The organism is Duganella sp. S19_KUP01_CR8, from assembly GCF_036688705.1.
Taxonomy (GTDB): Bacteria; Pseudomonadota; Gammaproteobacteria; order Burkholderiales; family Burkholderiaceae_D; genus Rugamonas.
Window position 1 is genome coordinate 160339 of record NZ_JAQQPR010000013.1, and the last position, 25525, is coordinate 185863.

Here is a 25525-nt window from a genome sequence, read left to right on the forward strand (position 1 = left end):
CGGTTTTTTTTGCCCATGAGAATAGCAAATCCTTAATCTTTCCTTTTCCCTCTACTCACGCACGCTACCACTTCATCAAAAAGGAAATACCATGACCTTCGACAGCAGCCTGACCCCGGCGCAGTTTGCCGCCGGCGGCACCCGTCTGATCAGCCGGCTCACCACCGCCGACATGGCCCACCTGGGCCTGGAGTACATCGCGGCGATGACCACGGCGCAAGCCAACACACTGACCGGTCCGCAGCTGGCGGCGTTGCCGGCGGCCAGCGTCAGCGCCCTGCAGCCGGAGGACTTCGCGGCCTTGCGCAGCTATTCGCTGAACCAGGTCTCGCAATCGACCGCCTTCATGGCGGCGCTGACGCCGGAACAACTGGCGGTGCTGACGGCGGGGCAGGCCGGATTGCTCAGCGCCAAGGGCATCAGCGGGCTGTCGCCCGAGGCGCTGGCGGCCATGGGCACCAGACAGGTCAATATGCTGTCGGTCGCGCTGATCGCCAACCTGCAACCGGAGCAGGTGCATGCGCTGGGCACCGGCCAGATCGCCGCGCTCAAGGCCGGCCAGGTGGCCGCGCTGCCGCTGCTGCGCCGCGAGGGCGAAGACATGTTCAGCGCCGAGCAGATCGCGGCGTTTTCCACCCAGCAGATGACGTCGCTGAGCACGGCGCTGTTGAAGCAGCTGAGCGCCACCGAACTGGCGGCCATCGAAACGGCCGACATCGCGGCGCTGAACTCGCGCCAGATCGGCGTGCTGAGCGTGGCGCAGCTGATGGCCCTGAGCCTGGACCAGCTGCACGCGCTGCAAAGCCGGCAGGTGGCGGCGCTGGGTAGCGGCCAGATCCAGGCGTTCGATGCCGAGCGCATCCAGGCGCTGGGCGCGGCGGTGATCGGCGCGTTCAGCACGGCGCAAATCCACGCGCTGCAAGCGGCCCAGTTGCATGCGCTGAGCAGCGCCCAGCTGAACGCCCTGACCGCGCGCCAGTTCGCCGTGCTGTCGACCGACGACATCGTGGCGCTGGACGGCGCCAATCTGGCCGCGCTGCGGGTGGCGGTGATGGCGGCCTTGAATTCGGCCCAGCTGGCCGCGCTGGGCGCCAGCGGCGACGGCGATTTCGGCCTGTTCTCGACCGCGCAGGTGGCGGCCTTGAGCAGCGGCGCGCTGTCCGGCCTGACGGCGCAGCAGGCGTCGCAGCTGACCAGCGCCCAGGCCGCCGCGCTGAGCGCGATGCAGCTGGGCAGCTTGTCGACCCAGGCCATCAGCGTGCTCGACGGCAGCGACCTGGCGGCCTTGAAGGCGGCCGCCATCGCCGGCCTCAAGACGCGCCAGATCGCCGCGCTGAACGGCGAGCAATTCGCCGCGCTGAACACGGCGCAGGTGGCCATGCTGTCGAGCAGCCAGGTCAATGCGCTCAACAGCGACGCCTTCGCGGTGATCGAGACGGCCGACCTGGCCGCGCTGGGCCTGAACGCGATCGCCGGCCTGTCGACCCGCCTGCTGGCGCTGCTGGACCCGGAGCGCATCGCGGCGCTGACGCCGCGCCAGGTCACGGCGCTCGGCTCGGCCAGCCTGAACGCGCTGAGCATCGAACAATTCCAGGCCTTGAGCACGGCGCAGATCGCCAAGCTGAACCCGGCATCGGCGGCCGGCCTGTCGACCGCCAACCTGGCGGCGCTGTCGCCCACCGCGCTGGCGGCCCTGCCGGCAACGGTGTTTGGCGGCCTGAACTCGGCGCAGTTTGCCGTGCTGGGCGGCGCGGAACACCAGATCGGCTACCTCGGCACGGCGCAGATCGCCCAGCTGAAGGCGGCCGCGCTGGCCGGCATGACGGTCGAGCAGGCCATCGCGCTGAGCACGGCGCAGGCGGCCACGCTGAGCGGCCTGCAGATCGCCGCGCTGTCGCTGGAGGCGGTGGCGGCGCTGGAATCGCAGGACTTCGCGGCGTTGAGCGCTGCGGCGATCTACGGCTTGCGCACCGCGCAGCTGGCGGTGCTGAGCAGCGAACAGATCCTGGGGCTGACCACCGCCCAGGCGTCCGGCCTGGGCAGCCAGCACATCGCCGCCCTGTCCAACGACGTGATGGCGCAGATGCAGACGGCGGAAATCGCCGCGCTGCGGGTCGGCGCCATCGTAGGCCTGCGCACCGACCAGTTGCAAGCCATGAGCAGCGACCAGATCAACGCGCTGACCGGTGGCCAGGCCTCCATGCTGAGCAGCACCCAGTTCGCCGCGCTGTCGGCCGAGGTGGTGGCCAATCTGCAACTGAGCGACCTGGCGGCGCTGAACACGTCGGTGATCGCCGGCCTGTCGCCGGCCACGCTGGCGGCCCTGACCAGCCGCCAGATCGGCGCGCTGGCCGGGCGCCAGGTGGCGGCGCTGACCACCGCCGCGCTCGCCGGTCTGAGCCTGGAACAGTTCGCGGGGCTGACGGTAACCCAGTTCGGCGTGCTCAGCTCGCGCCAGTACCAGGCCCTGACCGCCGATGAAGTGGCCGCCATCCGCACCGGCCAGCTGGCGGCGTTGTCGTCGCAGGTGATCGCCAGCCTGAACACCACCCAACTGGCGGCCTGGTCGACCACGCAGGTGGGCGCCCTGAGCGCGGCGCAAGTGGCGGCGCTGGCGGCTTCGCAGTTGCGCGGCCTGGGCAGCGACGGCCTGGCCGCGCTGACCACGGCGGCGGTCGGCGGCCTGAGCACGGCCGCCATCGCCCAGCTGCTGCCGGAACAGTTGCAAGCCTTCGGCACCGGGCAGATCGCCGCCTTGTCGCAGCGCCAGATCGCGGCGCTGCCGACCGCGCATATCGCCGGCGGCGATGTGCTGACCACGGATCAGATGGTGGCGCTGACGTCGAGCCAGGTGGCGGCGCTGAGCAAGCCGCTGCTGGCGGCGCTGGGTTCGGACGACCTGGCGGCGATCGAGACGCGCGACCTGCTGGCCCTGGGCAGCGCGCAGCTGGCGGTGCTGTCGACCACGCAGATCAGCGCGCTGACGACGGCGCAGGCGGTGGTGTTCACGACCGCGCAGACGGCCGGCCTGAGCACGGCGCAGCTGGCGGCGCTGGCGGCGGCCAAGCTGCCGCACCTGACGGCGCAGGGCGGCCAGTCCTTGCGGATCAAGGTGGGCGGCATGGTGGAGGCGCTGGCGGCCTTCAGCGAGGCCGGCCAGCCGGTGGCTGGCGGGCAGTCGTCGTTGGCGATGCCGGGCGGGCTGAAGGAGGCGGCCGGCATGCTGGCCGCGCCGGATGGCTTGCGCTTGACTACCTTGTTGCCGGAGACGAAGGACTTGCTGGCGCCCCCGCGCAAGTAAGCGAGCTGTTACAGCGGCTGGAACACTCCAGCCGCTTTATTTTTCTGCACGTTATCCCACGCGAAGATCTTGCCGTTCATGGCCACATACACGCCCGGCGGCAGGGTCTGCGCCACGCCGGCGGCAAAGCCCAGGTTGAACATCGCGTCGGAATTTTCGATCGCGTAAGGGATCATGGCGCCGGTCAGCACGATGGTCTGGCCCAGGCCGGCCGGCCCCAGCACGGCGGCGGTCTGCGGCATGGTGTCGGTGCCGTGGATGATGACGATCGCCTTCTCGCTGGCGGCGCGGCACGAGGCCAGGATGCGCTCGCGGTCGGCGTCCACCATGTCCAGCGAATCCATCAGCGGCAACTGTTCCAGCGCCACGTCCACCGTCAGGCGGCAGCGCGCCAGCAGCGCCGGCACATGGCTGTCGGCGAAGCCGAGGGTGCCGTTCAGTTCGTTGTAGTGTTTGTCGAAGGTGCCGCCGGTGGCGAGGATGCGCAGGGTCATGATGAAAGCTCAGGCAGATTAAAATGATCTGCATCATAACCCAAACCGCCAGCGCCCAAGAACGCGAAAAGAGTCCGTCGGCGGGCTGGAAACTTGGGCATACTATGGCTACACTGGTTTCTTTGTTCGTTACGACACCATGAAAGCGCTTGCCCCCGGAACCGTCATTTTCCATCGCCATCGCGGCTACGGCGTCATCACGTCGGTCAATTTGCTGACCGGCTGGATCTCGGCCCGTTTCGGCAGCGAGGCGAGGACCTTGGACTTGAACCTGTCCACCGACGAGGTGCAGTTCGCCGACGGCGAAGCCATCCTGTTCCGCCGCGCCCCGCCCGACCGCATGCCGCACGCGCGCCTGATGGCGCTGGTGCGCGCGCTGCACGAGGCCGGCTACCAGCGGCTCTACCTGTATTCCTGGCCCAAGCCGTCCGGCCTGCACTGGCGCTGGCACCTGTTCACCGGCCAGCGCGACTGGATGCAGCGTTCGTGGCGCGAGGGCTGGTATGGCTCGGGCGCCGACTACAACGTCAACCCGGTGCTGGGCTGGGGCGACACGCCGGGCGCCAGCACCGAGGAGCTGATCCACGCGCTGGCTCGGTTCGACCCGCAGGGGCTGGCGCAGGCGCTGGGCCGCGACGAGGACCACACGGCCTGGTTCGCCAGCGTGTGCGATGCGTTGTTGCCGGGCTATATGTACAGCCTGGACATGCAGCGACCCGACGGCGGCCCGCTGGTCGACATGCCGCCGGTGCCGGTGGTGCCGGTGCGCGCCACCCTGCCGCCGTATGTCGGGCCGGACATCCCCTGGCCGCCCGGCTGGGCCGGTCTGTGGAGCAAGGTGCACGCCATGCCCGCCCCCCGCATCAGCCTGACCGGCCTGCCGGAAATCCCAGAGCAAACCGACTAGCGCCGGCACGTCATTCCCGCGCAGGCGGGAATCCATGCTTCGCTTGCTGTCCAGCGTTCTATGGGTTCCCGCCTTCGCGGGAATGACGAATGTAATCCGGGTTGTTGATCTTGTCGCAGGTTCCGGCGGCGAAATCGACGATGTTCTGGAACGCGTGGCGGAAATACAGCTCGTAGCTATCCTGCTCCACATAGCCCAGGTGCGGCGTCGCCAGCACGGTCGGCATGCGCAGCAGCGGGCTGTCGGCCGCCAGCGGCTCGGATTCGAACACGTCCAGCGCGGCGTAGCCCGGACGCCCCTGGGGCAGCGCCTGCTCCAGCGCGCCCGGCTGCACCAGCTCGGCGCGGCTGGTGTTGACGAACAGCGCGCTCGGCTTCATGCGGGCCAGGTCGTCGGCGCTGACGATGCCGCGCGTGTCCGGATGCAGCCGCAGGTGCAGGCTCAGCACATCCGCCTGTTCGAACAGCGCCTCGCGCGAGGCCGCCGTGCCGTGGCCGTCGGCGGCGGCCTTGTCGCGGCTGGACTGGCTGCCCCAGACGATCACCTGCATGCCGAAGGCGCGGCCGTAGCCGGCGATGACCTGGCCGATCTTGCCGTAGCCCCAGATGCCCAGCGTGCGGCCCTTGAGCACCACGCCCAGTCCGTTCAGCTGCGGGTTGATCGACGCGGTCTGCCACTGGCCGTCCTTCAGGTTGGTCGCGTAGGGCACGATCTTGCGCGCCGCCGCCATGATCAGCGCCCAGGTCAGCTCGGCCGGCGCGGTCGGCGAGCCGACGCCCTCGGCGATCGCGATGCCCAGCTCGGTCGCGGCCTCGACGTCGACATGGCCGGCCAGCTTGCCGGTCTGCGAAATCAGCTTCAGATTGGGCAGCTTGGCCAGCAAAGCGCGGTTGAGCGCGGTGCGTTCGCGGATCAGCACCAGGGCGTCGAACGGGGCCAGGCGGATCGCCAGCTGGCCCAGTCCGCGGGTCGAGTTATTGAACACTTTGACGTCGTGTCCGCGCAATAAAGCCATGCAGGCCAGCGTGGTCGTGGCATTCTGATAATCGTCGAGAATCGCAATTTTCATGGAAGATAACCGATTTTATGAGGAATTTCGTAGGGAAATAACGGCTTGCAAAAGAACCTGAATAGCTTACTACTTTACTCAACTAATTCTCCTACATTTTTGACTGGAACAGCTATTGACGGGTGTACAATCGCCTCAAAAATAAGGCCCGTCGATCATGAATCCGGGCCGCGCAAGACCGCCGTGACCCCGCCGACCCATTTCGAATGGGCATCTGAGCGCAAGCCAAAAGCTGACGACGATCCTGCCGCATGCAGAATTTTAATTAGCATTGGAGGTAGTATGAATCAACCCGTCATGGGTGGCGTTGCAGCACTGCTCAACGTCCCAGCTTACATCAAGCAGCAAAAGTTGATCAACTGGGTAGCGGAAATCGCAGCCCTGACCAAACCGGACCGCATCTACTGGTGCGACGGTTCGCAGGAAGAGTACGACCGCCTGTGCGCTGAAATGGTTGCCGCCGGCACCATGAAAAAGCTGAACCAGGAACTGCGTCCGAACTCCTACCTGGCCTGCTCCGACCCGACCGACGTCGCGCGCGTCGAAGACCGCACCTACATCTGCTCCAACACCAAGGAAGAAGCCGGCCCGACCAACAACTGGATGGCGCCGTCGGAAATGCGCGCCACCCTGAACCCGCTGTTCGACGGCTGCATGGCCGGCCGCACGATGTACGTGGTGCCGTTCTCGATGGGCCCGCTGGGTTCGCCGATCGCCCACATCGGCGTGGAACTGTCGGATTCGCCATACGTGGCGGTCAATATGCGCATCATGACCCGCATGGGCAAGGCCGTGTACGACGTGCTGGGCACCGACGGCGAGTTCGTGCCGTGCGTGCACACCGTCGGCGCGCCGCTGGCCGCCGGCCAGAAGGATGTCGCCTGGCCTTGCAACGCCACCAAATACATCGTGCACTTCCCTGAGACCCGCGAAATCTGGTCCTACGGTTCCGGCTACGGCGGCAACGCGCTGCTGGGCAAGAAGTGCTTCGCGCTGCGCATCGCCTCCAACATGGGCCATCAGGACGCGCAAAATGGCGGCACCGGCTGGCTGGCCGAACACATGCTGATCCTGGGCGTGGAATCGCCGGAAGGCAAGAAGCACTACGTCGCGGCGGCCTTCCCTTCGGCCTGCGGCAAGACCAACTTCGCCATGCTGATCCCGCCGGCCAGCTTCGACGGCTGGAAAGTCACCACCATCGGCGACGACATCGCCTGGATCAAGCCGGGCGCCGACGGCCGCCTGTACGCGATCAATCCGGAAGCCGGCTACTTCGGCGTGGCGCCGGGCACCAACACCCGCACCAACTCGAACTGCATGGCGTCGCTGGGTTCGGACACCATCTTCACCAACGTCGCGCTGACCGACGACGGCGACATCTGGTGGGAAGGCCTGACCAAGGAAGCGCCGTCGCACCTGATCGACTGGCAGGGCAAGGACTGGACGCCGGCCTCCGGCACCAAGGCCGCCCACCCGAACGCCCGCTTCACCGTGGCCGCGACCCAGAACCCGGTGATCGATCCGGCCTGGGACGATCCTGCCGGTGTGCCGATCTCGGCCTTCATCTTCGGCGGCCGCCGTTCGACCACCGTGCCGCTGGTGACCGAAGCGCGCAACTGGGTGGAAGGCGTCTACATGGCCGCGACCATGGGCTCGGAAACCACCGCCGCCGCCGCCGGCCAGATGGGCATCGTGCGCCGCGACCCGTTCGCGATGCTGCCTTTCATCGGCTACAACATGAGCGACTACTTCCAGCACTGGCTGAACCTGGGCGAGAAGCTGGGCAAGGTCAACGCCGCCACGCTGCCGAAGATCTACTGCGTCAATTGGTTCCGCACCGACGACCAGGGCCATTTCGTCTGGCCTGGCTTCGGCGACAATATGCGCGTGCTGAAGTGGATGCTGGAACGCATCGAAGGCTCGGCCGGCGGCGTCGAAAACATCTTCGGCACCACCCCGCGCTTCGGCGACCTGAAGTGGGACGGCATCCCGTTCTCGCCGGAAGAGTTCGAAACGATCACCTCGATCGACAAGGACGCCTGGCGCGAAGAACTGAAACTGCACGATGAACTGTTCGCCAAACTGGCCTACCATCTGCCTACCGAACTGACCGCCGTCAAGGCTGAGTTGGAGAAGCGCCTGGCACGATAAGCCGGCCTGGAGGAGACTGAAAAAACCCCGTGTGTGCATCAACGCCACACGGGGATTTTTTTTGCCCGCATTGCTCGCATGCTAGTATCGGCCGATTTGTACCTTCCTGATCGGATATTCATGTCGCGTCTTCCAGTATTGCTGTTTGCTCTAGTCCTGCCTTTTGCCGCCGCCGCCGCGCCCGACGCCGACAATGCCGCGCTGACCCACGCGCGGACGCTGCTGAAATCCACCATCCTGCTGGACGGCCACAACGACCTGCCATGGACCATCCGCGAAGACCCGAAGGCGCCGATGGACGTCGAGGCCTACGACATGCGCAAGACCACCAGCGGCGAAACCGATGTGGCGCGCCTGAAGCAAGGCCAGCTGCGCGCGCAGTTCTGGTCGATCTTCGTGCCGGGCGAAACCAAGGAAGGCTACGCCAAAGTGCAGCTGGAACAGTTCGACATCGCCCGGCGCATGATCGCCAAGTACCCGGAGGCGATGGAGCTGGCGCTGTCGGTGGCGGACGTGCGCCGTATCGCGGCCAAGGGCAAGGTGGCGTCGCTGCTGGGCATGGAGGGCGGCCATGTGCTGGAAAACTCGCTGGGCGCACTGCGCGCCTACTACAGCCTGGGCGCGCGCTACATGACGCTGACCCACAACGTGACCTTGGACTGGGCCGACGCCGCGCTGGACGCTCCGCGCCACCACGGCCTGACTCCGTTCGGCAAGGAAGTGGTGCGGGAAATGAACCGCCTCGGCATGCTGGTCGATATCAGCCACGTCTCGCCCGACGTCATGCGCGACGTGCTCGACACCAGCGCCGCGCCGGTGATTTTCTCGCACAGCTCGGCGTTTGCGCTGGTCGCCCATCCGCGCAATGTGCCGGACGCCATCCTGCAGCGCATGGCCGCCAACGGCGGGGTGGTGATGGTCACTTTCGTACCGCCGTTTGTGAACCGCGACGCCATGGCCTGGGGCGACGGACTCGAAAAACTGAGCAAGGGAATCGCCGACGACGCCGAGCTCAAACGCATAGAAGACAGCTACACCAGGGAACACGGCCCGTCGCCCAAGGCCGCGCTGAAGGATGTGGCCGACCATATCGATTATGTCGCCCGGACCGCCGGCCATGACCACGTCGGCATCGCCAGCGATTTCTATGGCGGGGTCACGCCGGTGGGGCTGGAGGACGTGTCCAAATATCCCGAGCTGTTCGCCGAGCTGATCCGCCGTGGCTGGAGCGACGCCGACCTGAAAAAGCTGGCCGGCGAAAACATGCTGCGCACTTTCGAGCAGGCCGAGCGCGTGGCCAAGCGCTTGCAGGCGCAGCGCCCGCCCAGTACCGCCACCATCGCCACGCTGGACGGCAAGAAGGAAAAATAACGCTGGCTATTTCGCACGGGTGTGCTAAAGTTCGATGCATGGACACCCTGACCGCAAAAAGCGAGGCGACTTTCGCCACCATCATCGACGCCGCGCTGGACATGGCGGCGGCCGATGGCATCGGCAAGCTGTCGTTGGGCGAGCTGGCCAAGCGCACCGGCATCAGCAAGAGCGGCGTGTTTTCCCGCGTCGGCTCGCTGGAGACCCTGCAGGCCGCCGTGCTCGACGAATACGACCGCCGCTTCGCGCAGGACATCTTCCTGCCCTCGCTGCAGCAGCCCAAAGGCTTGCCGCGCCTGATGGCGATGGTCAGCGCCTGGTCGCAGCGCGCCTGTAACGAAGGCCTGAACAACGCCTGCCTGTACAGCGCCGGCGCGTTCGAGTTCGACGACCAGCACGGCCCGCTGCGCGACCGCTTGCAGCAAGGCGTGATGGCTTGGCGCGCGTCGCTGCGCAAGACCATCCTGCAGGCGATGGAGCTGGGTCACCTGCGGCCCGACACCGACGCCGGCCAGCTGGTCTACGAAATCTACAGCCTGATCGTGGGCCTGATGCACGACACCCGTTTCCTGCGCGATGAGCAGGCCAGGCGCCACATGCAGCGCGCCTTCAGCCGGCTGATCTCGACCTACAAAAGCTTCAACGACATGGAATAAACCCGGCCGCAGCTCGTCTGCGGTTTTCTTTAAACCAGTTTCGCACACGTGTGCGAAAAAAGGAGAATATGATGGCCGCCCTGCTGATGCTGATTCCCGTCGGACTATACTTTGCGTACCGCAGCCCGCTGTGGTGCGTGCTGCGTTCGCTACCCAGCTGCAACGAGGACTTCGTCCTGTTCTGAGCGAACCTCGCCTGTCGCGGGAATATGCATTTCATGCCCTTGTTTCAACATTCCAGCGCAATTCGCGCGCGGCGGGGCGGCCGCAGGCCTACAGTGCATGCTCAACATTTTTTCCTGATAGGCCTCTAGACATGACAACTGCAACTACCCGTATCGGCGTCGCCAGCGCCCTGTTGTTTTCCCTGATCCTGGGCGTGGCCCATGCCGACCCGGCAGCTCCCGACCTGGCGGGTCGCCGCGAAGCACTGAACTCCCTGATCAAGGAGCAGTGGGAATACACCATGCGCGCCAGCCCTGAGTGGGCGTCGCTGTTGGGCGACAAGCGCTACAACGACAAATGGTCCGACTTCTCGCAGGCCGGCATCGAGGCCGACCTCAAGCTCACCGCCGACTTCCTCAAGCGCTTCGAAGCGGTGGACACCACCGGCTTCCCCTTGCAGGAACAGCTGAACCGCGACCTGATGGTGCGCCAGTTGCGCCAGAGCGTGGAAGGCGGGCGCTTCAAGGAATGGGAGATGCCGCTGGCGCAGAACTCCGGCATCCACATCGATGCGCCGCAGCTGGTCTCGGCGCTGCCGTTCGATACCGTCAAGGACTACGAGGACTACATCGTCCGCCTGCACACGCTGCCCAAGCTGTTCGACGAGACCCGCGTACAGATGGAAAAAGGCGTGCACGACAAGCTGATGCCGCCGAAATTCCTGATCCCGAAAATCGTCAAGCAGTGCGAGGACGTGGCGGCCATCAAGCCGGCCGATTCGCCGTTCGCCGAGCCGCTGAAGAAATTCCCGAAAGATTTCTCGGACGCCGACAAGGCGCGCCTGAGCAAGGCAGTGCTGGCGGCGGTGCAGAAGGACGTGATCCCGGCCTACAAGAAGCTGGCCGTGTTCACCAAGACCAAGTACGCGCCTTACGGCCGCATGGACGTCGGCATGTGGTCGCTGCCGGATGGCGCGGCGCGCTATACCTACAAGGCCAAGTCCTCGACCACCACCGAGATGTCGCCGGAAGCGATCCATCAGCTGGGCCTGTCCGAAGTCAAGCGCATCGAATCGCAGATGCTGGCGACGGCGCAAAAGCTGGGCTACAAGGACCTGAAGAGCTTCAACAAGGCGGTGTCGGCCAAGCCGGAGCTGCATCCGAAATCGCGCCAGGAAATTATCGACCTGTACCAGAAATATACCGACCAGATGTACACCCAGTTGTCGCAGCAGTTCGGCGTGCTGCCGAAGGGTAAAGTGGAAATCAAGCCGGTCGAGGAATTCCGCGAGAAGGGTGCGTCGGCTGCGGCCTACATGCCAGGTTCGCCGGACGGCAAGCGCGCCGGCCGCGTGATGGTCAACACCGGCGACTTCGAGCACCGCTCGACCATCGACATCGAAACCACGGCGCTGCACGAAGGCGTGCCGGGCCACCACATGCAGCTGACCATCGCGCAGGAGATCGAAGGCTTGCCGACCTTCCGCCAGCAGGGCAACTACACCGCCTATGCCGAGGGTTGGGCGCTGTACTCGGAACGTCTGGGCGAGGAACTGGGCTTCTACCAGGACCCGTACAGCTACTACGGCCACCTGCAGGATGAGATGCTGCGCGCGATCCGCCTGGTGGTGGACACCGGCCTGCACTACAAGAAGTGGAACCGCCAGCAGGTGGTGGACTTCTTCCACGAGCACTCGGGCATCGAGGAAGTGGAAGTGCAGAGCGAGACCGACCGCTACATCGTGTGGCCGGGCCAGGCGCTGGGCTACAAGATCGGCCAGCTGAAGATTCTTGAGCTGCGCGACTACGCGCGCAAGGAGCTGGGCACCGGTTTCGACATCCGCAACTTCCACGACCAGGTGCTGGGCGCGGGCGCGTTGCCGATGGATGTGCTGGAATCGCACATCAAGGACTGGGTGGTCGCGGAGAAGCTGAAGCAGACCCGCGTCACCGCGCAGTAAAGGCCGTCACCCCGCACTGCGGCCGAAAGGGGTCTGACCCCGTACGGGGTCCGACCCCGGCGCCCGGGTTGCGGGGTAGTTGCTTGCTTATTTCAGCAGCGGTCCCAGGTACTTGCCGGTCACGCTGGCAGGATTGGCGGCCACGTCTTCCGGCGTGCCGGCGGCGATGATCTTGCCGCCGCCCGCGCCGCCTTCCGGTCCCAGGTCGACGATCCAGTCGGCCGTCTTGATCACATCCAGATTGTGCTCGATGATGACCAGCGTGTTGCCCTGGTCGCGCAGGCGGTGGATCACCTTCAGCAGCAAATCGATATCGTGGAAGTGCAGGCCGGTGGTCGGCTCGTCCAGGATGTACAAGGTGCGTCCGGTGTCGCGCTTGGACAGTTCCAGCGACAGCTTGACGCGCTGCGCCTCGCCGCCCGACAGCGTGGTGGCGCTCTGGCCCAGCTTGATGTAGCCCAGGCCCACGTCCAGCAGCGTATGCAGCTTGCGCGCGATCAGCGGCACCGGCTTGAAGAACTCGTGCGCGTCCTCCACCGTCATGTCGAGGATCTCGGTGATGTTCTTGCCCTTGTAGTGCACTTCCAGCGTTTCGCGGTTGTAGCGCTTGCCGTGGCAGACGTCGCACGGCACGTACACGTCCGGCAGGAAGTGCATCTCGACCTTGATCACGCCGTCGCCCTGGCAGGCTTCGCAGCGGCCGCCCTTGACGTTGAACGAGAAGCGCCCGGCGCTGTAGCCGCGTTCCTTGGCGGTCGGCACGGTCGCGAACAGGTCGCGGATCGGCGTGAACAGACCGGTGTAGGTGGCGGGATTCGAGCGCGGCGTGCGGCCGATCGGCGCCTGGTCGACCGAGATCACCTTGTCGAAATGTTCCAGGCCGCTGATGGAGTCGTGCGGCGACGGTTCGGTCTGCGAGCCGTACAGATGGCGCGACAGGGCCGGGTACAGCGTGTCGTTGATCAGCGAGGACTTGCCGGAGCCGGACACGCCGGTCACGCAGGTCATCAGGCCGACCGGCAGGTGCAGGTTGACCTTCTTCAGGTTGTTGCCGGTGGCGCCGGTGATCACCAGCTGCTTGTCCTCATTGGCCACGTGGCGCTTCTTCGGCACGGCGATCTTCAGCGTGCCTTTCAGGTACTGGGCGGTCAGCGAATTCTTGTTCTTCAGGATGTCCTGCAACGTGCCCTGGGCGATGATGTCGCCGCCGTGCACGCCGGCGCCCTTGCCCATGTCGACGATGTAGTCGGCGGTGCGGATCGCGTCCTCGTCGTGCTCCACCACCAGCACGCTGTTGCCGATGTCGCGCAGGTGCTTCAGCGTTTCGATCAGGCGGTCGTTGTCGCGCTGGTGCAGGCCGATCGACGGTTCATCCAGCACGTACATCACGCCGGTCAGGCCGGAGCCGATCTGCGAGGCCAGGCGGATGCGCTGCGCTTCGCCGCCGGACAGCGTGTCGGCGCTGCGGTCCAGCGACAGGTAGTCGAGGCCGACGTTGTTGAGGAACTGCAGGCGCGAGATGATCTCCTTGACCACGCGGTCGGCGATCTCTTTTTTCGCGCCCTTCAGTTTCAGCTGCTCGAAGAAGGACAGCGTGTCGCGCAAAGGCTTCTCGGCGATCTCGTAGATGGCCTTTTCCTGCTTGCCGGTGCCGACCTTGACGAAACGCGCCTCCACCCGCAGGCGCGCGCCGTGGCAGGACGGGCACTGCTTCTCGTTGATGAACTTGGCCAGCTCCTCTTTCACCGCCATCGAATCGGTCTCGCGGTAGCGGCGCGCCAGGTTGGTGACCACGCCTTCGAAGGCGTGTTCCTTGATGACGGTGCGGCCGCGCTCATTGACGTAGGTGAACGGGATGTTGGTCTTGCCCGAGCCGTGCAGGATCACTTCCTGCGCGGTCTTCGGCAGCTGCTCGTACGGCAGGTCGAGGTCGAACTCGTAGTAGGCCGCCAGGTTGGACAGCATCTGGAAGTAGAACTGGTTGCGGCGGTCCCAGCCTTTGACCGCGCCGGAGGCCAGAGACAAATTCGGGAAGGCGACGATGCGCTTCGGATCGAAGAACTCGATGTGGCCGAGGCCGTCGCATTCCGGGCAGGCGCCCATCGGGTTGTTGAACGAGAACAGGCGCGGTTCCAGCTCCTGCAGCGAATAGCCGCACTCGTTGCAGGCGAACTTGCTGGAGTAGACGTGCTCGGCGCCGCTGTCCATTTCCAAGGCCACGGCGCGGCCGTCGGCCAGGCGCAGCGCGGTCTCGAAGCTTTCGGCCAGGCGCTGCTTGATGTCGGCGCTGACCTTGACGCGGTCGATCACCACGTCGATGGTGTGCTTCTCGGTTTTCTTCAGCTTGGGCAGGTCGTCCACTTCGTAGATCTTGGCGTCGTGGGTGCCGCTCTGCACGCGGAAGCGCACGAAGCCCTGGGCCTGCATCTGCTCGAACAGGTCGGAGTGCTCGCCCTTGCGGTTGGCCACCACCGGCGCCAGGATCATCAGCTTGGTCGCTTCCGGCATGGCCAGCACGGCGTCCACCATCTGCGAGACGGTTTGCGCGGCCAAGGCATGGTCCGGGTGGTTGATGCAGTACGGCGTGCCGACGCGCGCATACAACAGGCGCAGGTAGTCGTGGATCTCGGTCACGGTGCCGACCGTCGAACGCGGGTTGTGCGAGGTGGCTTTCTGCTCGATCGAGATGGCCGGCGACAGGCCTTCGATCAGGTCGACGTCGGGCTTCTCCATCAGCTGCAGGAACTGGCGGGCATAGGCCGACAGCGATTCCACATAGCGGCGCTGGCCCTCGGCGTACAGCGTATCGAACGCCAGCGAGGACTTACCGGAGCCGGACAGGCCGGTAATCACGATGAGCTTGTTGCGTGGCAGGTCGAGGTTGATGTTTTTGAGGTTGTGCGTGCGTGCGCCGCGGATGCGGATCTGTTCCATGGATTTTTTGCCTTTCGGGTCAACCCGTTACTATAGCCGGGTTTGATTACTTGCGCCGACCTTGCGCTGGATCGCGTTCCGGTGGCTCGACACTGTATATAATACCAGTATTTTCTTGCGCCGTTACAAGTTGGTCTGCACGGAAATTTCGGTGACCGGTCGGCGGCATCGTCTATAATCGTCGTTTAGCATTTGTTAAACAGCCCGCTTTTGCGGCCGCCGTTACTCAGGAGTTTCATACATGGCATCAGTCAACAAAGTCATCATCGTCGGCAATCTGGGTCGCGATCCGGAAATTCGCTACATGCCTAGCGGTGACGCGATCGCCAACATTGCCGTGGCGACATCGTACAAATCGAAGGACCGCAACACCGGCGAGCAGAAAGAGCTCACCGAGTGGCACCGTATCTCGTTCTTCGGCCGCCTGGCTGAAATCGTCGGCCAGTATCTGAAAAAAGGTTCGTCGGTCTACGTCGAAGGCCGCCTGCAGACCCGCAAGTACACCGACAAGGACGGCGTAGAGAAGTACGCGACCGACATCATCGCCGAGCAGATGCAAATGCTGGGTGGCCGTCAAGGCATGGGTGACGGCGGCGGCATGGACGACGGCGGCGGCTACGAAGCCCCGCCACAGCAGCAACGCCAGGCACCGGCACCGCGTCCGCAGATGGCGCCACCGGCACCAGCGCCGCGCCCGGCGCCACGCCCAGCGCCGAACTTCTCGGACATGGATGACGACATCCCGTTCTAAGCGGCACTGTGGAACAGGTCGAACAGGCGATAAACAAAGCCCCGTAACTTTTTGAAGTTACGGGGCTTTTTTAATGATCTTGAAAAATTTATTTACGCTTCGATAACCTATACGTCTTGCAGCATGCGCTCAACACGAGCAAGAGCTTCTTCCCATTCAGCCGTAATCAGGCCTCGTACTTCATTCCCTATTGCTTGGTGACTGGCATCATCAAACCATTCCTCGCTACGGGAAGTTACTCGTTCACGATAGCCCGACAGGTGGCTAGTACTCCTGCACCTCAACGACTGGGACCGGTGCGCTTTGCTTCTGATGCACGTGGCGCAGCTTACGGCTTGCGAGAGCAGGGACGGTTCAGCAGTGAACCCGTCCACGATGATTATGGAGACGATTCGTCTAGCTGAGTATGGGGAGTCGTGATGTGGCGCTGGTCGAGGTCCAATTTCGCGGGGTATGGGCCGCCTAGGGCCCATGTAGACCACTACAACATTAACCGTTCGTTGGTCCTGTCTGCGGCCTCCGTATCTGCTGGCCTGAGACCGCACTCGCGCCATACAGACGGTTTTTATTTTAGTAGATTGCGTCGCTTGCGTTGCATAAAAGTAAGGTTTATTCTTGCGTTTTGTATTTCCTGGGCCATCAATGTTGATATGCAAGCATAAGGGAATGACCATAGCGGTCCTAACCCGTAACGAGCATTGTCCGCCACACGTTCATGTTGGCCACAACGGCTGGGATGCGCGATTCAAATTCAGTTTTTGGCACAACAGCGTAGACTTATGGGATGTAGAACCCGATCACATGGCGCCAAGCGAGTCCGTCTTAGAGGAGCTGCGTCTAGTTATCGAAAAACCTGCCAACCTGCGCAAAGCCCGCCAATACTGGTGGACCATTCATTCGAGTACGTCTATAAAGATATGCTTGGACAATAAATATTGGGACCCAGTGAACAACGAAGAGGTTGACGGGAAGAGTGCCAAGAAGGGCATGCCTCAGATACAATCGGCAACATATGAGCCTGCCAGTGCTGAGACGATCTTGACGTTTGCCGGCGACGCGGAGCCCTTGAGGATTAAGTTATGAAAACAATCATTGCACGCAAACCTTACGGAAAGCCTGTCACTGGAGAGGTTCGCGACGATGCAATCGCGAGGGGCCGGGTGCGCAGTTTTGCTGGCCCCCATGCCACAGCTTTGCGTTATCTCAAAAGTCGCCGTGCGATTGAACTTGATTTCGCGGATCGTACGGCCATTACGCTGCCGATTGAAAAATATGGCGAACTAGCGTCGCTCTCTGAAGAAGCGCTCTCTCAGCTTGAGCTTGGATTCGGAGGTAGTGTGCTATGCCTTGACGAGCGGGATCTACACATTTCTATCGCAGGATTGGTTGCGGCAAGTCAGCCGCTCAAGGAAGTAGCGGCTGCGGTTACAGCTGTACGAGTCGGTGATCGTATTTCAGGGCGAATTGGAAAAGGCGTCGTGATATACAGAAAACCCGGGCTTTTTTTTAATCAGATCAATCCCGAAGAGAAACTCGAAATCCAGTACTGGGTGCAAACTTTGGGTGTTTCCGAAGAACAGCTGACACGAGCGATAAAGGACTCCAAAGAGAGACAAGAGGCGAAACAAAAGGCATCAGGTATAAAGGTTGTCGCAAAAAAAAGGTTCCGGCCTGCGTAATCGGGGCAACCAACTTCAGTACATCAATAAAGGGCGCCAGATTGGCGCCCTTTGTACTTCAGACTGTTACTGCTCAATGTAGGAAAGGGCAGCTCGATATCCTTATCATTGAGTTTTCCTCAAGCCGTACAGCTGTGCACGGCCAGCGCCTGCCATTGCTGGACGTGGCGATGGTCCAGAATGGCGGCGACATATCCCTGCAAATCGGCGGGGATGGCCACGCCGTAGCGGCGGAAGCGGAACACCACCGGCACATACATGGCATCGACGATGCCGAACTCGCCGCACAGGAAGGGGCCGCCGCCGGCCGCCTGTTGCAAGCCGCGCCAGATCTGGAACACCCGCTGGATTTCCCATTCGGTGTCCGGCGACAGCGCGCCCGGATCGTCGCCAAGGTCGAGGCCGAAGGACATTTGCGTGCGCAGATGGGTGAATCCGGCATGCATCTCGGCGGCGGCGGCGCGGGCCAGCGCGCGCACCCGCGCGTCGGCCGGCCATAACCGGGCCTGCGGGCAGGCTTCGGCTATCGCTTCCGAGATCGCCAGGCTGTCGTTGATGACGATGCCGTCCCTGCCCAGGGCCGGCACCATGCCGGAGGGGCTGTAGCGCAGGATGTCGGCCTTGGTCGTGGCGTGGTCCAATGCCACTTGCACCGTCTCGAATTCAAGGCCTGCGGCGTGCAGCACCAGCCAGGCGCGCAGGGACCAGGATGACTTGGCGTAGTCGCCTATAATGAGTGTAGTTGCCATATGTGTATTTAAGTTGAAGTAGTCTGGAGGCCATGTAGGAAGAGAACAGCGCATTCATTTTATGAATGTTTTTTGTTCACATCTTGTACAAAACTGGATAAGGCGAAATGGCTGCAACGAACAATAAAGCGCAGGATTTCTCGCAGTTCTGGCGCATCCCCGAGGGCGACAGCGAGCTGCTGGTGGCCCATTACAACCAGCAGACGTTTGGCCGGCACTCGCACGACCGCTATGCCATCGGCGTCATTTCCGGCGGCGCCGAAAAGCTGTTTTACCGGGGCGCTCATTGGTACGGCACGCCGGGCAGCGTGGTCGCCATCACCCCCACCGAAATCCATGACGGCGGCGCCGCAGACGGGCAGGGCTGGCGCTACCAGATGATCTATGTCGATCCGGCCTGGTTGAACGACAAGGTCTTGCACGGACAGGTGGCGGCCGACTACCTGCACCTGTTTCGCCAGCCGCTGCGCCAGGATCCCGAGCTGGCCAGGGAAATCCTGTACCGGCACCGGATGATCCAGCGCTCCTGCCTGTCGATGGAGCGCGAGACTATCCTGATCGAGCTGCTGGCCAAGGTGTTCGGCCGCTACGGCTTGCCGGTGCCGGAAAAAGCCGCCCCGGAACGCGAGGCGGTGCGGCGCGTCAAGCAGCGGCTCGACCGCGACTTCGACCAGGACGTCACGCTCACCGAGCTGGGCACGCTGGTCGACATGGACCCGCTGTACCTGATCCGGGTTTTTCGCCGGGAGGTGGGTATTTCGCCGCACAGCTATCAGTTGCAGCGCCGTATCGCGCGCGCGCAGCAGTTTCTGCGCGGCGGCATGGGCATCGCCGACGCCGCGTTTGCCTGTGGTTTCTACGACCAAAGCCATCTGGCGCGTTTCTTCAAAAAGATCGTCGGCGTCACGCCGGGCGCGTTTCGCGCCGGCGCCACGTCGGGCCGCCTGATCGTGTTCGGCTAGAATATGACGATGCGCGCAAACCTCCTATTGATGGCGTGCCTGTTGGGCGCGGCCTTACAGGCGCGGACGGCCGAACTGGTCGTGATGGTGGACAGCACCGCCAATATGCCGATGGCGCGGGTGGAAAACGGCCGCCTGGTCGATGGACTGCACAAGGAAATCGGCGAGATCCTGGCCCGCCACATGGGACGCCAGGTGCGCTTTGTGATGTTGCCCCGCAAGCGACTCGAGCATGCGCTGCAAGGCGGTGAGGCCGACCTCCTGTGCGCCTACATGCCGGAATGGTTGACCGGCGATTATCTGTGGAGCCGGGTCGTCTTCACCACCGAAGAAGTGCTGGTGACGGATACGCGCGGTCCGCCAGTCCATGCGATTGCGGAACTGCGCGGCCAGCCGGTCGGGACCATCCTGGGCTACCTGCATCCCGAGATGGATGCGTTACTGGGCAAGGATTTTGTGCGCGACAACGCGCCCAATATGGAAAGCAATATGGAGAAGCTGATGCGCGGCCGGGTGCGGCACATCCTGATCACCCGGGTCGTGCTCGACTACTACCAGCGCATCCGCCAGCAGCCGCTGGCGATCTATCCGCCGCTCTCCGTCATGTCCTTCGCCACGCGCTGCGCCGTCTCGCGCAAGGGCCATGTGGCGCTGGAGGAAATCGACCAGGCCATCGGCCAGGCGCTGAAGGATGGCAGCCTCGCCAGCATGCTCACGCGCTTGCACTAGCGCGGCAGAGTCCGCTCGACATTGACCCGCGCCAGCGCGAACGCCTGGCGCAACACCGCCAGGTCGCCGATGTGGTTGGACAGCAGCAGGACCAGCTGATCGCTCAGCATCTTGCTCTGGCTTTCGTCCAGGTCCTGCTGCGAGTCGCTGAGCATGGCGTAGAAATCGTCGTAGTCGGCCAGGTTCTGGCCCAGGTTCAGTGGCAGGTCCATGTGCGCTCCTAGGCCGTCAGCAGGCGGCCGGCGGCCAGGCCCCACAGCGTGCGCAGGGACAGCACCAGCACCGCCGCCGTCAGCAGCAACAGCAGGATCGCGGCGATCCATTGCAGCCCGGCGCCGCCGACCGCGTTGGCGTAGATCAGCGCGGCGTTGGACAGCGCCGCCATCGGGAAACCGATCGCCCACCACGACGGCGAGAACGGCGCCGGCTTCACCGCCAGCCGATAGCCGATGATCGCGAACAGGAACAGCGCGAAGTAGAACAGCAGCGCCGCAAACATGTCGACCCGGTGCACCAGGTTGACGTAGGCGATGAAGCCGACCGCGAACGGCGCCACCAGGATCATCTTGGACGGCCGCATCGGCGCGGCCAGCGGCTCCTGGTGCACCAGCCGCGAGAAGATCAGCACGAAGAACACCAGCGCGCTGACCGCGCCGATGGCCGCCGCGAACAGGTTCACCTCATGCGTCCACTCGGCCGTCAGCGCGCCGCCGGTGACCACGATGTCGAGGCTGCCGACGCCGGCGATCAGCCAGGCCGGCACCACGCTGGTGGGCGCGGCGTTGCCGTTGAGCAGACGGGATATCATGACCACGCTCAGCGCCAGCGTGGCGACGCTGCCGATGCTCCACACCACCAGCTGGGCGGGGGCGCTGTAGCCGCCGATCACGCTCGACAGCAGCAGCACGCTGATGCCGACGGTGCCGAAGAAGCTGCCGATCACCGGATGCGAAAACTCGTGCTTGACCAGCTCGGGATGCTTGAGCAGCTTGCCCAGGTAGGACAAGGCCAGCACCGCGAACAGCGCCAGCGCGGCGATGCCGAGCGCGTTAGCCACCGCGATGTCGGCGCCGTAGGTCTTGCTGGCCAGGCGCCAGGCCAGCGCCAGGCCGGCCACGCTCATCACGGAGCCGAACAGGCTGACGGGCAGGTAGCGCAGCGACGGCATGGCGCGCGCGGGAACGGCGGGGTGTAATTGAACGGCTTCCATCATGACTCCAGTGGGGGTGTTTTGCGTGAGGCCATTCTGCCCCGGCGCCGCCCGCCTGTGAGCGGGCTGACCCAAAAGGAGTGCCGGATGTCCCCAAATCCGCTAAGCGGCCCGCCCGTGGTCGCCGGCGCGGAAGCGTTCGCGGTACAGCTTGGGCGTGGTGGCCAGCTGGCGCGAGAAGATCATGCGCATCTGGGTGGCGCTGCTGAAGCCGCAGCGGAACGCCACCGTCTTCAGCGGCACGTCGGTCTCCTCCAGCAGCTTGCGGGCGAAATCGATGCGCACCTGGTCGACGAACACCGACGGCGTCACATGCGCATGCTTGGCGAAGGCGCGCGAGAAGGTGCGGCGGCTCACGCCCACGGCGTCGGCGATCTCCTCGATGGTCAGGGCGTCGCTGATGTGGTCGGTCACATGCTTGAGCACCTTGGCCACCAGCGAGTCCTCGTCCGGGCCGACCGCCAGGTAGGGGCTGTACTGCGACTGCCCGCCGTCGCGCCGGATGTAGACGATCAGGCGCTTGGCCACCTTGATCGCCAGCTCGTGGCCCCAGTCCTCGGCGACCAGGGCCAGGCACAGGTCGATGCCGGCGGCCACGCCGCCGCAGGTGAACAGGTTGCCGTCGCGCACGAAGATCTTGTCGGGACGCACATTGGCGCCGGGGAACTGGGTCGACAGCCGTTCGGCGTGGTCCCAGTGGGTGGTGATTTCCCGCTCCGCCAGCAGGCCGGCGTGCCCCAGCAGGAACACGCCGTTGCACACCGCGCCGTAGCGGCGGGCGCCGCGCGCGCGCAGCTTGAGCCAGTCGGTCAGGGCCGGTTCCGGCCGGTATTCGGGGAAGCGCGGGCCGCCGGCCACCAGCAGCATGTCGCTGTCGGCGTGGTGGTTCAGGTAGTCGCAATGGACCTTGAACTCGATGCCGCTGGAGCACAGCACGCTGTCCGGCCGGCCGCCCACCAGCGTGATCTCGTAGTGCTGCTCCTTGGGCAGGAAGTCGTTCGCCTCGGCGAACACGTCCAGCGGACCCGCCACGTCGAGCGCCTGCACGCCATCCAGCACCACCAGGGTTATCTTCACCGCATCCGCCTTTTGCCATCGCCATGTCGGTCCATGATAAGCGATGGCAGCGGCCGGCGCTTATTTGGGCGCGGCGGCGCCGAAAAACACCTGCGACGCGAACTCCAGCGCGTCGTGGCGCGACTGCCGCAGCGCGGCGTCGTTGCGGCCCACGTGCACGCCGCGCTTGACGCAGCCGGCGAAATACTCGCCCACCCTGGCCGCCGCGATCGGCGTGCCGGCCGGCTCGGTGCGCAGGGTCCAGTTGGCCAGGTCCCAGCGCACCACCTCGCAGGCGATGCCGGTGGTGGCCTGCGGCAGCAGGTGCACCGGGTAGTTGCCGTCCCACGAGTGGTGGGCGCCGGCGTACTTGATGGTGCGGATGCCGGCGCCGGCCGCCGCGTACTGCGCCGCCAGCTGCTCGCAGGCGGCGGCGCCGGTGTAGTCGTCGGCCTCGCCCACCAGGTTCAGCATCGGCGCCCGGCTCAGCTCCGGCGACCAGTACACCTGGCCGCAGCCGGCGTACACCGGGATGTGCAAAGCGTAGCGCAGCTCCGACTTGAGCACCGCGCGCCGCAGCGGCTCCACCGCGCTCTGGAAGGCGACGCTGCCGCCGCGCGAGAAGCCCATCACGCCGATGCGCGCCGGGTCGATGCGCGGATGGGTGGCCAGCAGCTGCAGCGCCTGCAGGCTGTCCATCAGGTTGGCCGCCGCCGGCACCAGGGTCTGGTCCTCCGCCGTGCGCTTGACGCCGCGCGGCTCGAAGCTGCTGACCACGAACGTCGCCACGCCGATCGCGTGGAAGGCGTCCACCCAGGTCTGCATGCTGGCCTCGATGCCGCCGCTGCCGTGCATCAGCACCATGGCCGGCACCGGCGCCGGCGGCTCGGCCGGCTTGGGCAGGCTCAGCTCGCCCCATATTTTCTGCGGCGCCCAGTTTTCGCGGCGCTCGCGCGCCAGGTCGAACATGGTCTTGGGGGTGTAGCTGTCGAACTCGATGCGCCCCTGGCTGGCGGCGTTCAATTGCTGGGCGTGCGGGGCGCTGGCGGCCAGCAGCAGCGCGGCCGACAGCAGGAGGGCGGGGGTGTTCATCGGGGTGGCGTCCATAAGTTTGTTTTATTGATAATAATGTAAATACCATTTCAGCCACGTTTTTGCAACAGCCGCCTGGCCGGCTGTTCAGCTGAAAGCGACTTCGTGTAATACTGGTCTGACATGTGAGTTCGCTACGGGGGCAGTGCCATGTCCGCATCTGAAACACGATCCTATGTCGCGACCGCCAGCGAAGCGGCCGAGGCGGAGCAGTTGTTGCAAGTACTGCGGCTCTGCCTGATGGCGCAGGAGATGCCGCACTACGCCCCGACCCTGCAACAGCTGGCCGGCTGCCGCCTGAACGGCTCGCAGGCGCTGGAGCTGGCGGCGTTCCAGCTGCTGGCGCGGGCCGCCGACGCCGCCGTCGCTGCCGACGCGCTGCTGCTGCCGGCCAGGAATCTGCAGCTGCAGGCGCAAACCGAACAACACCCGCTGGCCCAGGCCGCCGCGCTGCGGGCGCTGCACTGGGTGCAGATGCGGCTGCGGCTGCACCACGCGGCGCTCGACAGCCTGGCCAAGGCCGCCGAGCTGTACGCGCGCTGCGCGCTGCCGCGGCTGGCCACGCAGATGCGCGCCAGCCGTTGTCGCGTGATGCTGGGCGCCGAGATGCACCTGGAGCTGCTGCAGTTCTGCACCGCCATGCTGGCCGAGCCGGGCGAGCTGGCGCCGGCCATCCACGTCATGCTGCTCGACAGCGCGGCCTCGGGCGCCTACTACCTGGCGCTGGAGGAGCCCGACGAGGCCGCCGCCGCGCCGCTGTGGCGCGACTGCCTGGCGCGGCGCGAGCTGGTGCTGCGTCGCACCCGCGAGTCCGGCCTGGACGCCCAGGAATGCCTGGCGCTGCTCAACCTGGCCGTGGTCAGCGCCAGCTGCGAGCAGGCCGATGCCAGCCGCGGTTACATGGCCCAGCTGCGCGCCAAGTTCGGCCACGACGGTTACTGGAGCTCGTGGCTGCGGCTGTGCGCCCTGCTGGCCGACTGCGCCGACGGCGCGCGCGAGCGCGCCTGGCCGGCGCTGCTGGCCTACGACGCCGGCCTGGACGACGAGACCCCGCAGGGCACGCGCCTGCGCGAGATCACGCTGTGGGCGATCCGCCGCTATGGCCGGCGCTGGGGCCGGCTGGACGCGGCGCTGCGCGCCACCATCGACCAGGTGGGGCTGGAGCGGCGCCACAAGCGCGCGCTGGCGACCTCGCTGGGCGAGACCCTGAGCGCGGTGATGGAGCGGCCGCAGCTGCTGCACCAGAACGCCCTGCTGGCGCAGCACGGCACGGTGCTGGAGAACTCGCTGGTGCAGCGCAACCAGGAGCTGGGCCAGGCGCTCGAGACGCTGCGGCGCGAGGTGGCGGTGCGCCAGGCCGCCGAGGCGGCGCTGCAGGGCGCGCACGACCGGCTGGAGCAGCAGGTGCGCGAGCGCACGGACGAGCTGGGCCACGCGATGCGCGCGCTGATGCAGCAGGAAAAGCAGCTGGGCATGTCGCGCATGGTGGTCGGCATGGCGCACGAGCTCAACACGCCGCTGGGCAACGCGCGGGTGGCGGCCAGCGCCATCACGGCCCAGGCCGAGGACTTGCGGCGCGGCCTGGACGCCGGCGCGCTGCGCCGCAGCGAGGTGGCCGGCCTGCTGGCCAGCGTCACCCAGGGCGGCGAGCTGGTCGACCGCGCGCTGGCGCAGATCAACCGCCTGGTCGAGCGCTTCAAGGGCTTGTCCGGCCAGCCGACCCAGGAGCCGGCCAGCCGCTTCGACCTGGCCGAGCGGCTGCGCTTCTGCGCCGGCGCCTGGGCCCACGGCCTGCAGGCGCGCGGCGTGAGCCTGACCCTGACGCTGCCGGACCAGCTGTGGCTGCACGGCTACCCCGGCGCCTGCCAGCAGGTGTTCCAGCACCTGCTGGACAACTGCCTGCTGCACGCCTTCGGCCGCCGCGCCGGCGGCGCCATCGTGGTCGAGGCGCGCGCCGGCGCCGACGCCATCGTCATCGACTGGAGCGACGACGGCGTCGGCATCGCCCCCGAGCATCTGGCGCAGGTGTTCGAACCGTTCTACACCACCCAGCTGGGCCTGACCGGCGCCGGGCTCGGCCTGGCCAGCGTGCACAGCATGGTGGTCGGCCTGATGCGCGGCGAGGTCACCTTGGCCAGCACGCCGCAGCGCGGCACGCGGGTGTCGCTGCGCCTGCCCTACGGCGACGGGGGCGCGTCTTGATGCGGGCCGGGGCGGGGCGCGGGCGGCCTGTGCTGCTGCTGGGCGTGCTGCTGGGCGCGCTGGCGCTGGCGTTGCTGCCCCTGGCGC

General features: G+C 65.3%; 19 protein-coding genes. 11 read left to right on the forward strand and 8 right to left on the reverse strand.

The window, feature by feature from the left end; all coding sequences use genetic code 11:
• The first annotated feature begins 91 nt into the window (after positions 1-91).
• Positions 92-3301, forward strand: coding sequence for a hypothetical protein (locus tag V6M89_RS15110; protein ID WP_332853930.1), 3210 nt, complete (start codon positions 92-94; stop codon positions 3299-3301).
• An 8-nt stretch (positions 3302-3309) separates the two neighbouring features.
• Here V6M89_RS15110 and V6M89_RS15115 read toward each other — a convergent pair whose 3' ends face one another.
• A complete protein-coding gene (locus tag V6M89_RS15115) occupies positions 3310-3795 on the reverse strand; it encodes an asparaginase domain-containing protein (protein WP_116993814.1) in 486 nt (161 codons plus the stop codon).
• A gap of 139 nt (positions 3796-3934) precedes the next feature.
• Between V6M89_RS15115 and V6M89_RS15120 the strand changes: the two genes are divergently transcribed.
• Positions 3935-4702, forward strand: a complete 768-nt coding sequence (locus tag V6M89_RS15120) for an L-asparaginase (protein WP_332853931.1) — start codon at positions 3935-3937, stop codon at positions 4700-4702.
• A gap of 58 nt (positions 4703-4760) precedes the next feature.
• On the opposite strand, the gene V6M89_RS15125 is transcribed toward V6M89_RS15120, so the two are convergent.
• The gene (locus V6M89_RS15125; protein WP_332853932.1) at positions 4761-5771 is read right to left on the reverse strand and encodes a D-2-hydroxyacid dehydrogenase family protein; all 1011 of its coding nucleotides are present in this window, start codon (positions 5769-5771) and stop codon (positions 4761-4763) included.
• 282 nt (positions 5772-6053) lie between these two features.
• Between V6M89_RS15125 and V6M89_RS15130 the strand changes: the two genes are divergently transcribed.
• The 4 genes from V6M89_RS15130 (at position 6054) to V6M89_RS15145 (ending at position 12074) form a co-directional block, all read left to right on the forward strand.
• Positions 6054-7922 carry a phosphoenolpyruvate carboxykinase (GTP) gene (locus tag V6M89_RS15130; protein WP_332853933.1) on the forward strand — a complete coding sequence of 623 codons (1869 nt, stop codon included), beginning with the start codon at positions 6054-6056 and terminating at the stop codon, positions 7920-7922.
• 120 nt (positions 7923-8042) lie between these two features.
• Positions 8043-9293, forward strand: coding sequence for a dipeptidase (locus V6M89_RS15135; protein WP_332853934.1), 1251 nt, complete (start codon positions 8043-8045; stop codon positions 9291-9293).
• 38 nt (positions 9294-9331) lie between these two features.
• Positions 9332-9949, forward strand: coding sequence for a TetR/AcrR family transcriptional regulator (locus tag V6M89_RS15140; RefSeq protein ID WP_332853935.1), 618 nt, complete (start codon positions 9332-9334; stop codon positions 9947-9949).
• A gap of 316 nt (positions 9950-10265) precedes the next feature.
• Positions 10266-12074, forward strand: a complete 1809-nt coding sequence (locus V6M89_RS15145; protein ID WP_332853936.1) for a DUF885 domain-containing protein — start codon at positions 10266-10268, stop codon at positions 12072-12074.
• Positions 12075-12161: 87 nt separating this feature from the next.
• On the opposite strand, the gene uvrA is transcribed toward V6M89_RS15145, so the two are convergent.
• The gene (gene uvrA / locus V6M89_RS15150) at positions 12162-15008 is read right to left on the reverse strand and encodes an excinuclease ABC subunit UvrA (protein WP_332853937.1); all 2847 of its coding nucleotides are present in this window, start codon (positions 15006-15008) and stop codon (positions 12162-12164) included.
• A 241-nt stretch (positions 15009-15249) separates the two neighbouring features.
• On the opposite strand from uvrA, the gene ssb reads away from it, so the two are divergent.
• Together ssb and V6M89_RS15160 are read left to right on the forward strand one after the other, a co-directional pair.
• On the forward strand, positions 15250-15759 hold the full coding sequence (gene ssb / locus V6M89_RS15155) for a single-stranded DNA-binding protein (RefSeq protein ID WP_217941661.1): 510 nt from the start codon (positions 15250-15252) through the stop codon (positions 15757-15759).
• Positions 15760-16838: 1079 nt separating this feature from the next.
• On the forward strand, positions 16839-17438 hold the full coding sequence (locus V6M89_RS15160; protein WP_332853938.1) for a DUF3606 domain-containing protein: 600 nt from the start codon (positions 16839-16841) through the stop codon (positions 17436-17438).
• A 119-nt stretch (positions 17439-17557) separates the two neighbouring features.
• Here V6M89_RS15160 and V6M89_RS15165 read toward each other — a convergent pair whose 3' ends face one another.
• Positions 17558-18187 carry a glutathione S-transferase family protein gene (locus V6M89_RS15165; protein WP_332853939.1) on the reverse strand — a complete coding sequence of 210 codons (630 nt, stop codon included), beginning with the start codon at positions 18185-18187 and terminating at the stop codon, positions 17558-17560.
• A 107-nt stretch (positions 18188-18294) separates the two neighbouring features.
• Here V6M89_RS15165 and V6M89_RS15170 point away from each other — a divergent pair, with 107 nt between their 5' ends.
• Both V6M89_RS15170 and V6M89_RS15175 read left to right on the forward strand, forming a co-directional pair.
• The gene (locus tag V6M89_RS15170) at positions 18295-19149 is read left to right on the forward strand and encodes a helix-turn-helix transcriptional regulator (RefSeq protein ID WP_332853940.1); all 855 of its coding nucleotides are present in this window, start codon (positions 18295-18297) and stop codon (positions 19147-19149) included.
• Positions 19150-19158: 9 nt separating this feature from the next.
• Positions 19159-19878: a substrate-binding periplasmic protein gene (locus V6M89_RS15175; protein ID WP_332853941.1), complete on the forward strand. Its 720-nt coding sequence runs from the start codon at positions 19159-19161 to the stop codon at positions 19876-19878.
• Here V6M89_RS15175 and V6M89_RS15180 read toward each other — a convergent pair.
• The 4 genes from V6M89_RS15180 to V6M89_RS15195 all read right to left on the reverse strand — a co-directional run bounded on the left by V6M89_RS15180 (position 19875) and on the right by V6M89_RS15195 (position 23236).
• Complete coding sequence (locus V6M89_RS15180) at positions 19875-20090, reverse strand: DUF2783 domain-containing protein (RefSeq protein WP_332853942.1); 216 nt, start codon at positions 20088-20090, stop codon at positions 19875-19877. The genes V6M89_RS15175 and V6M89_RS15180 overlap by 4 nt on opposite strands.
• An 8-nt stretch (positions 20091-20098) precedes the next feature.
• A complete protein-coding gene (locus V6M89_RS15185; protein ID WP_332853943.1) occupies positions 20099-21091 on the reverse strand; it encodes an SLAC1 anion channel family protein in 993 nt (330 codons plus the stop codon).
• Between the two features lie 99 nt (positions 21092-21190).
• Positions 21191-22165, reverse strand: coding sequence for a GlxA family transcriptional regulator (locus tag V6M89_RS15190; protein ID WP_332853944.1), 975 nt, complete (start codon positions 22163-22165; stop codon positions 21191-21193).
• Positions 22166-22225: 60 nt separating this feature from the next.
• A complete protein-coding gene (locus V6M89_RS15195; protein ID WP_332853945.1) occupies positions 22226-23236 on the reverse strand; it encodes a dienelactone hydrolase family protein in 1011 nt (336 codons plus the stop codon).
• Between the two features lie 150 nt (positions 23237-23386).
• Between V6M89_RS15195 and V6M89_RS15200 the strand changes: the two genes are divergently transcribed.
• On the forward strand, positions 23387-25438 hold the full coding sequence (locus tag V6M89_RS15200; RefSeq protein ID WP_332853946.1) for a sensor histidine kinase: 2052 nt from the start codon (positions 23387-23389) through the stop codon (positions 25436-25438).
• Positions 25439-25525 lie beyond the last annotated feature (87 nt).

What these genes read in the sequence shown, in the direction of transcription:
- V6M89_RS15140 (WP_332853935.1), top strand. Translation starts at nt 9,332, where the DNA reads ATGGACACCCTGACCGCAAAAAGCGAGGCGACTTTCGCCACCATCATC.
- V6M89_RS15175 (WP_332853941.1), top strand. Translation starts at nt 19,159, where the DNA reads ATGCGCGCAAACCTCCTATTGATGGCGTGCCTGTTGGGCGCGGCCTTA.
- V6M89_RS15180 (WP_332853942.1), bottom strand. Translation starts at nt 20,090, where the DNA reads ATGGACCTGCCACTGAACCTGGGCCAGAACCTGGCCGACTACGACGAT.
- V6M89_RS15115 (WP_116993814.1), bottom strand. Translation starts at nt 3,795, where the DNA reads ATGACCCTGCGCATCCTCGCCACCGGCGGCACCTTCGACAAACACTAC.
- V6M89_RS15165 (WP_332853939.1), bottom strand. Translation starts at nt 18,187, where the DNA reads ATGGCAACTACACTCATTATAGGCGACTACGCCAAGTCATCCTGGTCC.
- V6M89_RS15110 (WP_332853930.1), top strand. Translation starts at nt 92, where the DNA reads ATGACCTTCGACAGCAGCCTGACCCCGGCGCAGTTTGCCGCCGGCGGC.
- V6M89_RS15135 (WP_332853934.1), top strand. Translation starts at nt 8,043, where the DNA reads ATGTCGCGTCTTCCAGTATTGCTGTTTGCTCTAGTCCTGCCTTTTGCC.
- V6M89_RS15145 (WP_332853936.1), top strand. Translation starts at nt 10,266, where the DNA reads ATGACAACTGCAACTACCCGTATCGGCGTCGCCAGCGCCCTGTTGTTT.
- V6M89_RS15185 (WP_332853943.1), bottom strand. Translation starts at nt 21,091, where the DNA reads ATGATGGAAGCCGTTCAATTACACCCCGCCGTTCCCGCGCGCGCCATG.
- V6M89_RS15195 (WP_332853945.1), bottom strand. Translation starts at nt 23,236, where the DNA reads ATGAACACCCCCGCCCTCCTGCTGTCGGCCGCGCTGCTGCTGGCCGCC.
- V6M89_RS15125 (WP_332853932.1), bottom strand. Translation starts at nt 5,771, where the DNA reads ATGAAAATTGCGATTCTCGACGATTATCAGAATGCCACGACCACGCTG.
- V6M89_RS15160 (WP_332853938.1), top strand. Translation starts at nt 16,839, where the DNA reads ATGAAAACAATCATTGCACGCAAACCTTACGGAAAGCCTGTCACTGGA.
- uvrA (WP_332853937.1), bottom strand. Translation starts at nt 15,008, where the DNA reads ATGGAACAGATCCGCATCCGCGGCGCACGCACGCACAACCTCAAAAAC.
- V6M89_RS15170 (WP_332853940.1), top strand. Translation starts at nt 18,295, where the DNA reads ATGGCTGCAACGAACAATAAAGCGCAGGATTTCTCGCAGTTCTGGCGC.
- V6M89_RS15120 (WP_332853931.1), top strand. Translation starts at nt 3,935, where the DNA reads ATGAAAGCGCTTGCCCCCGGAACCGTCATTTTCCATCGCCATCGCGGC.
- ssb (WP_217941661.1), top strand. Translation starts at nt 15,250, where the DNA reads ATGGCATCAGTCAACAAAGTCATCATCGTCGGCAATCTGGGTCGCGAT.
- V6M89_RS15200 (WP_332853946.1), top strand. Translation starts at nt 23,387, where the DNA reads ATGTCCGCATCTGAAACACGATCCTATGTCGCGACCGCCAGCGAAGCG.
- V6M89_RS15130 (WP_332853933.1), top strand. Translation starts at nt 6,054, where the DNA reads ATGAATCAACCCGTCATGGGTGGCGTTGCAGCACTGCTCAACGTCCCA.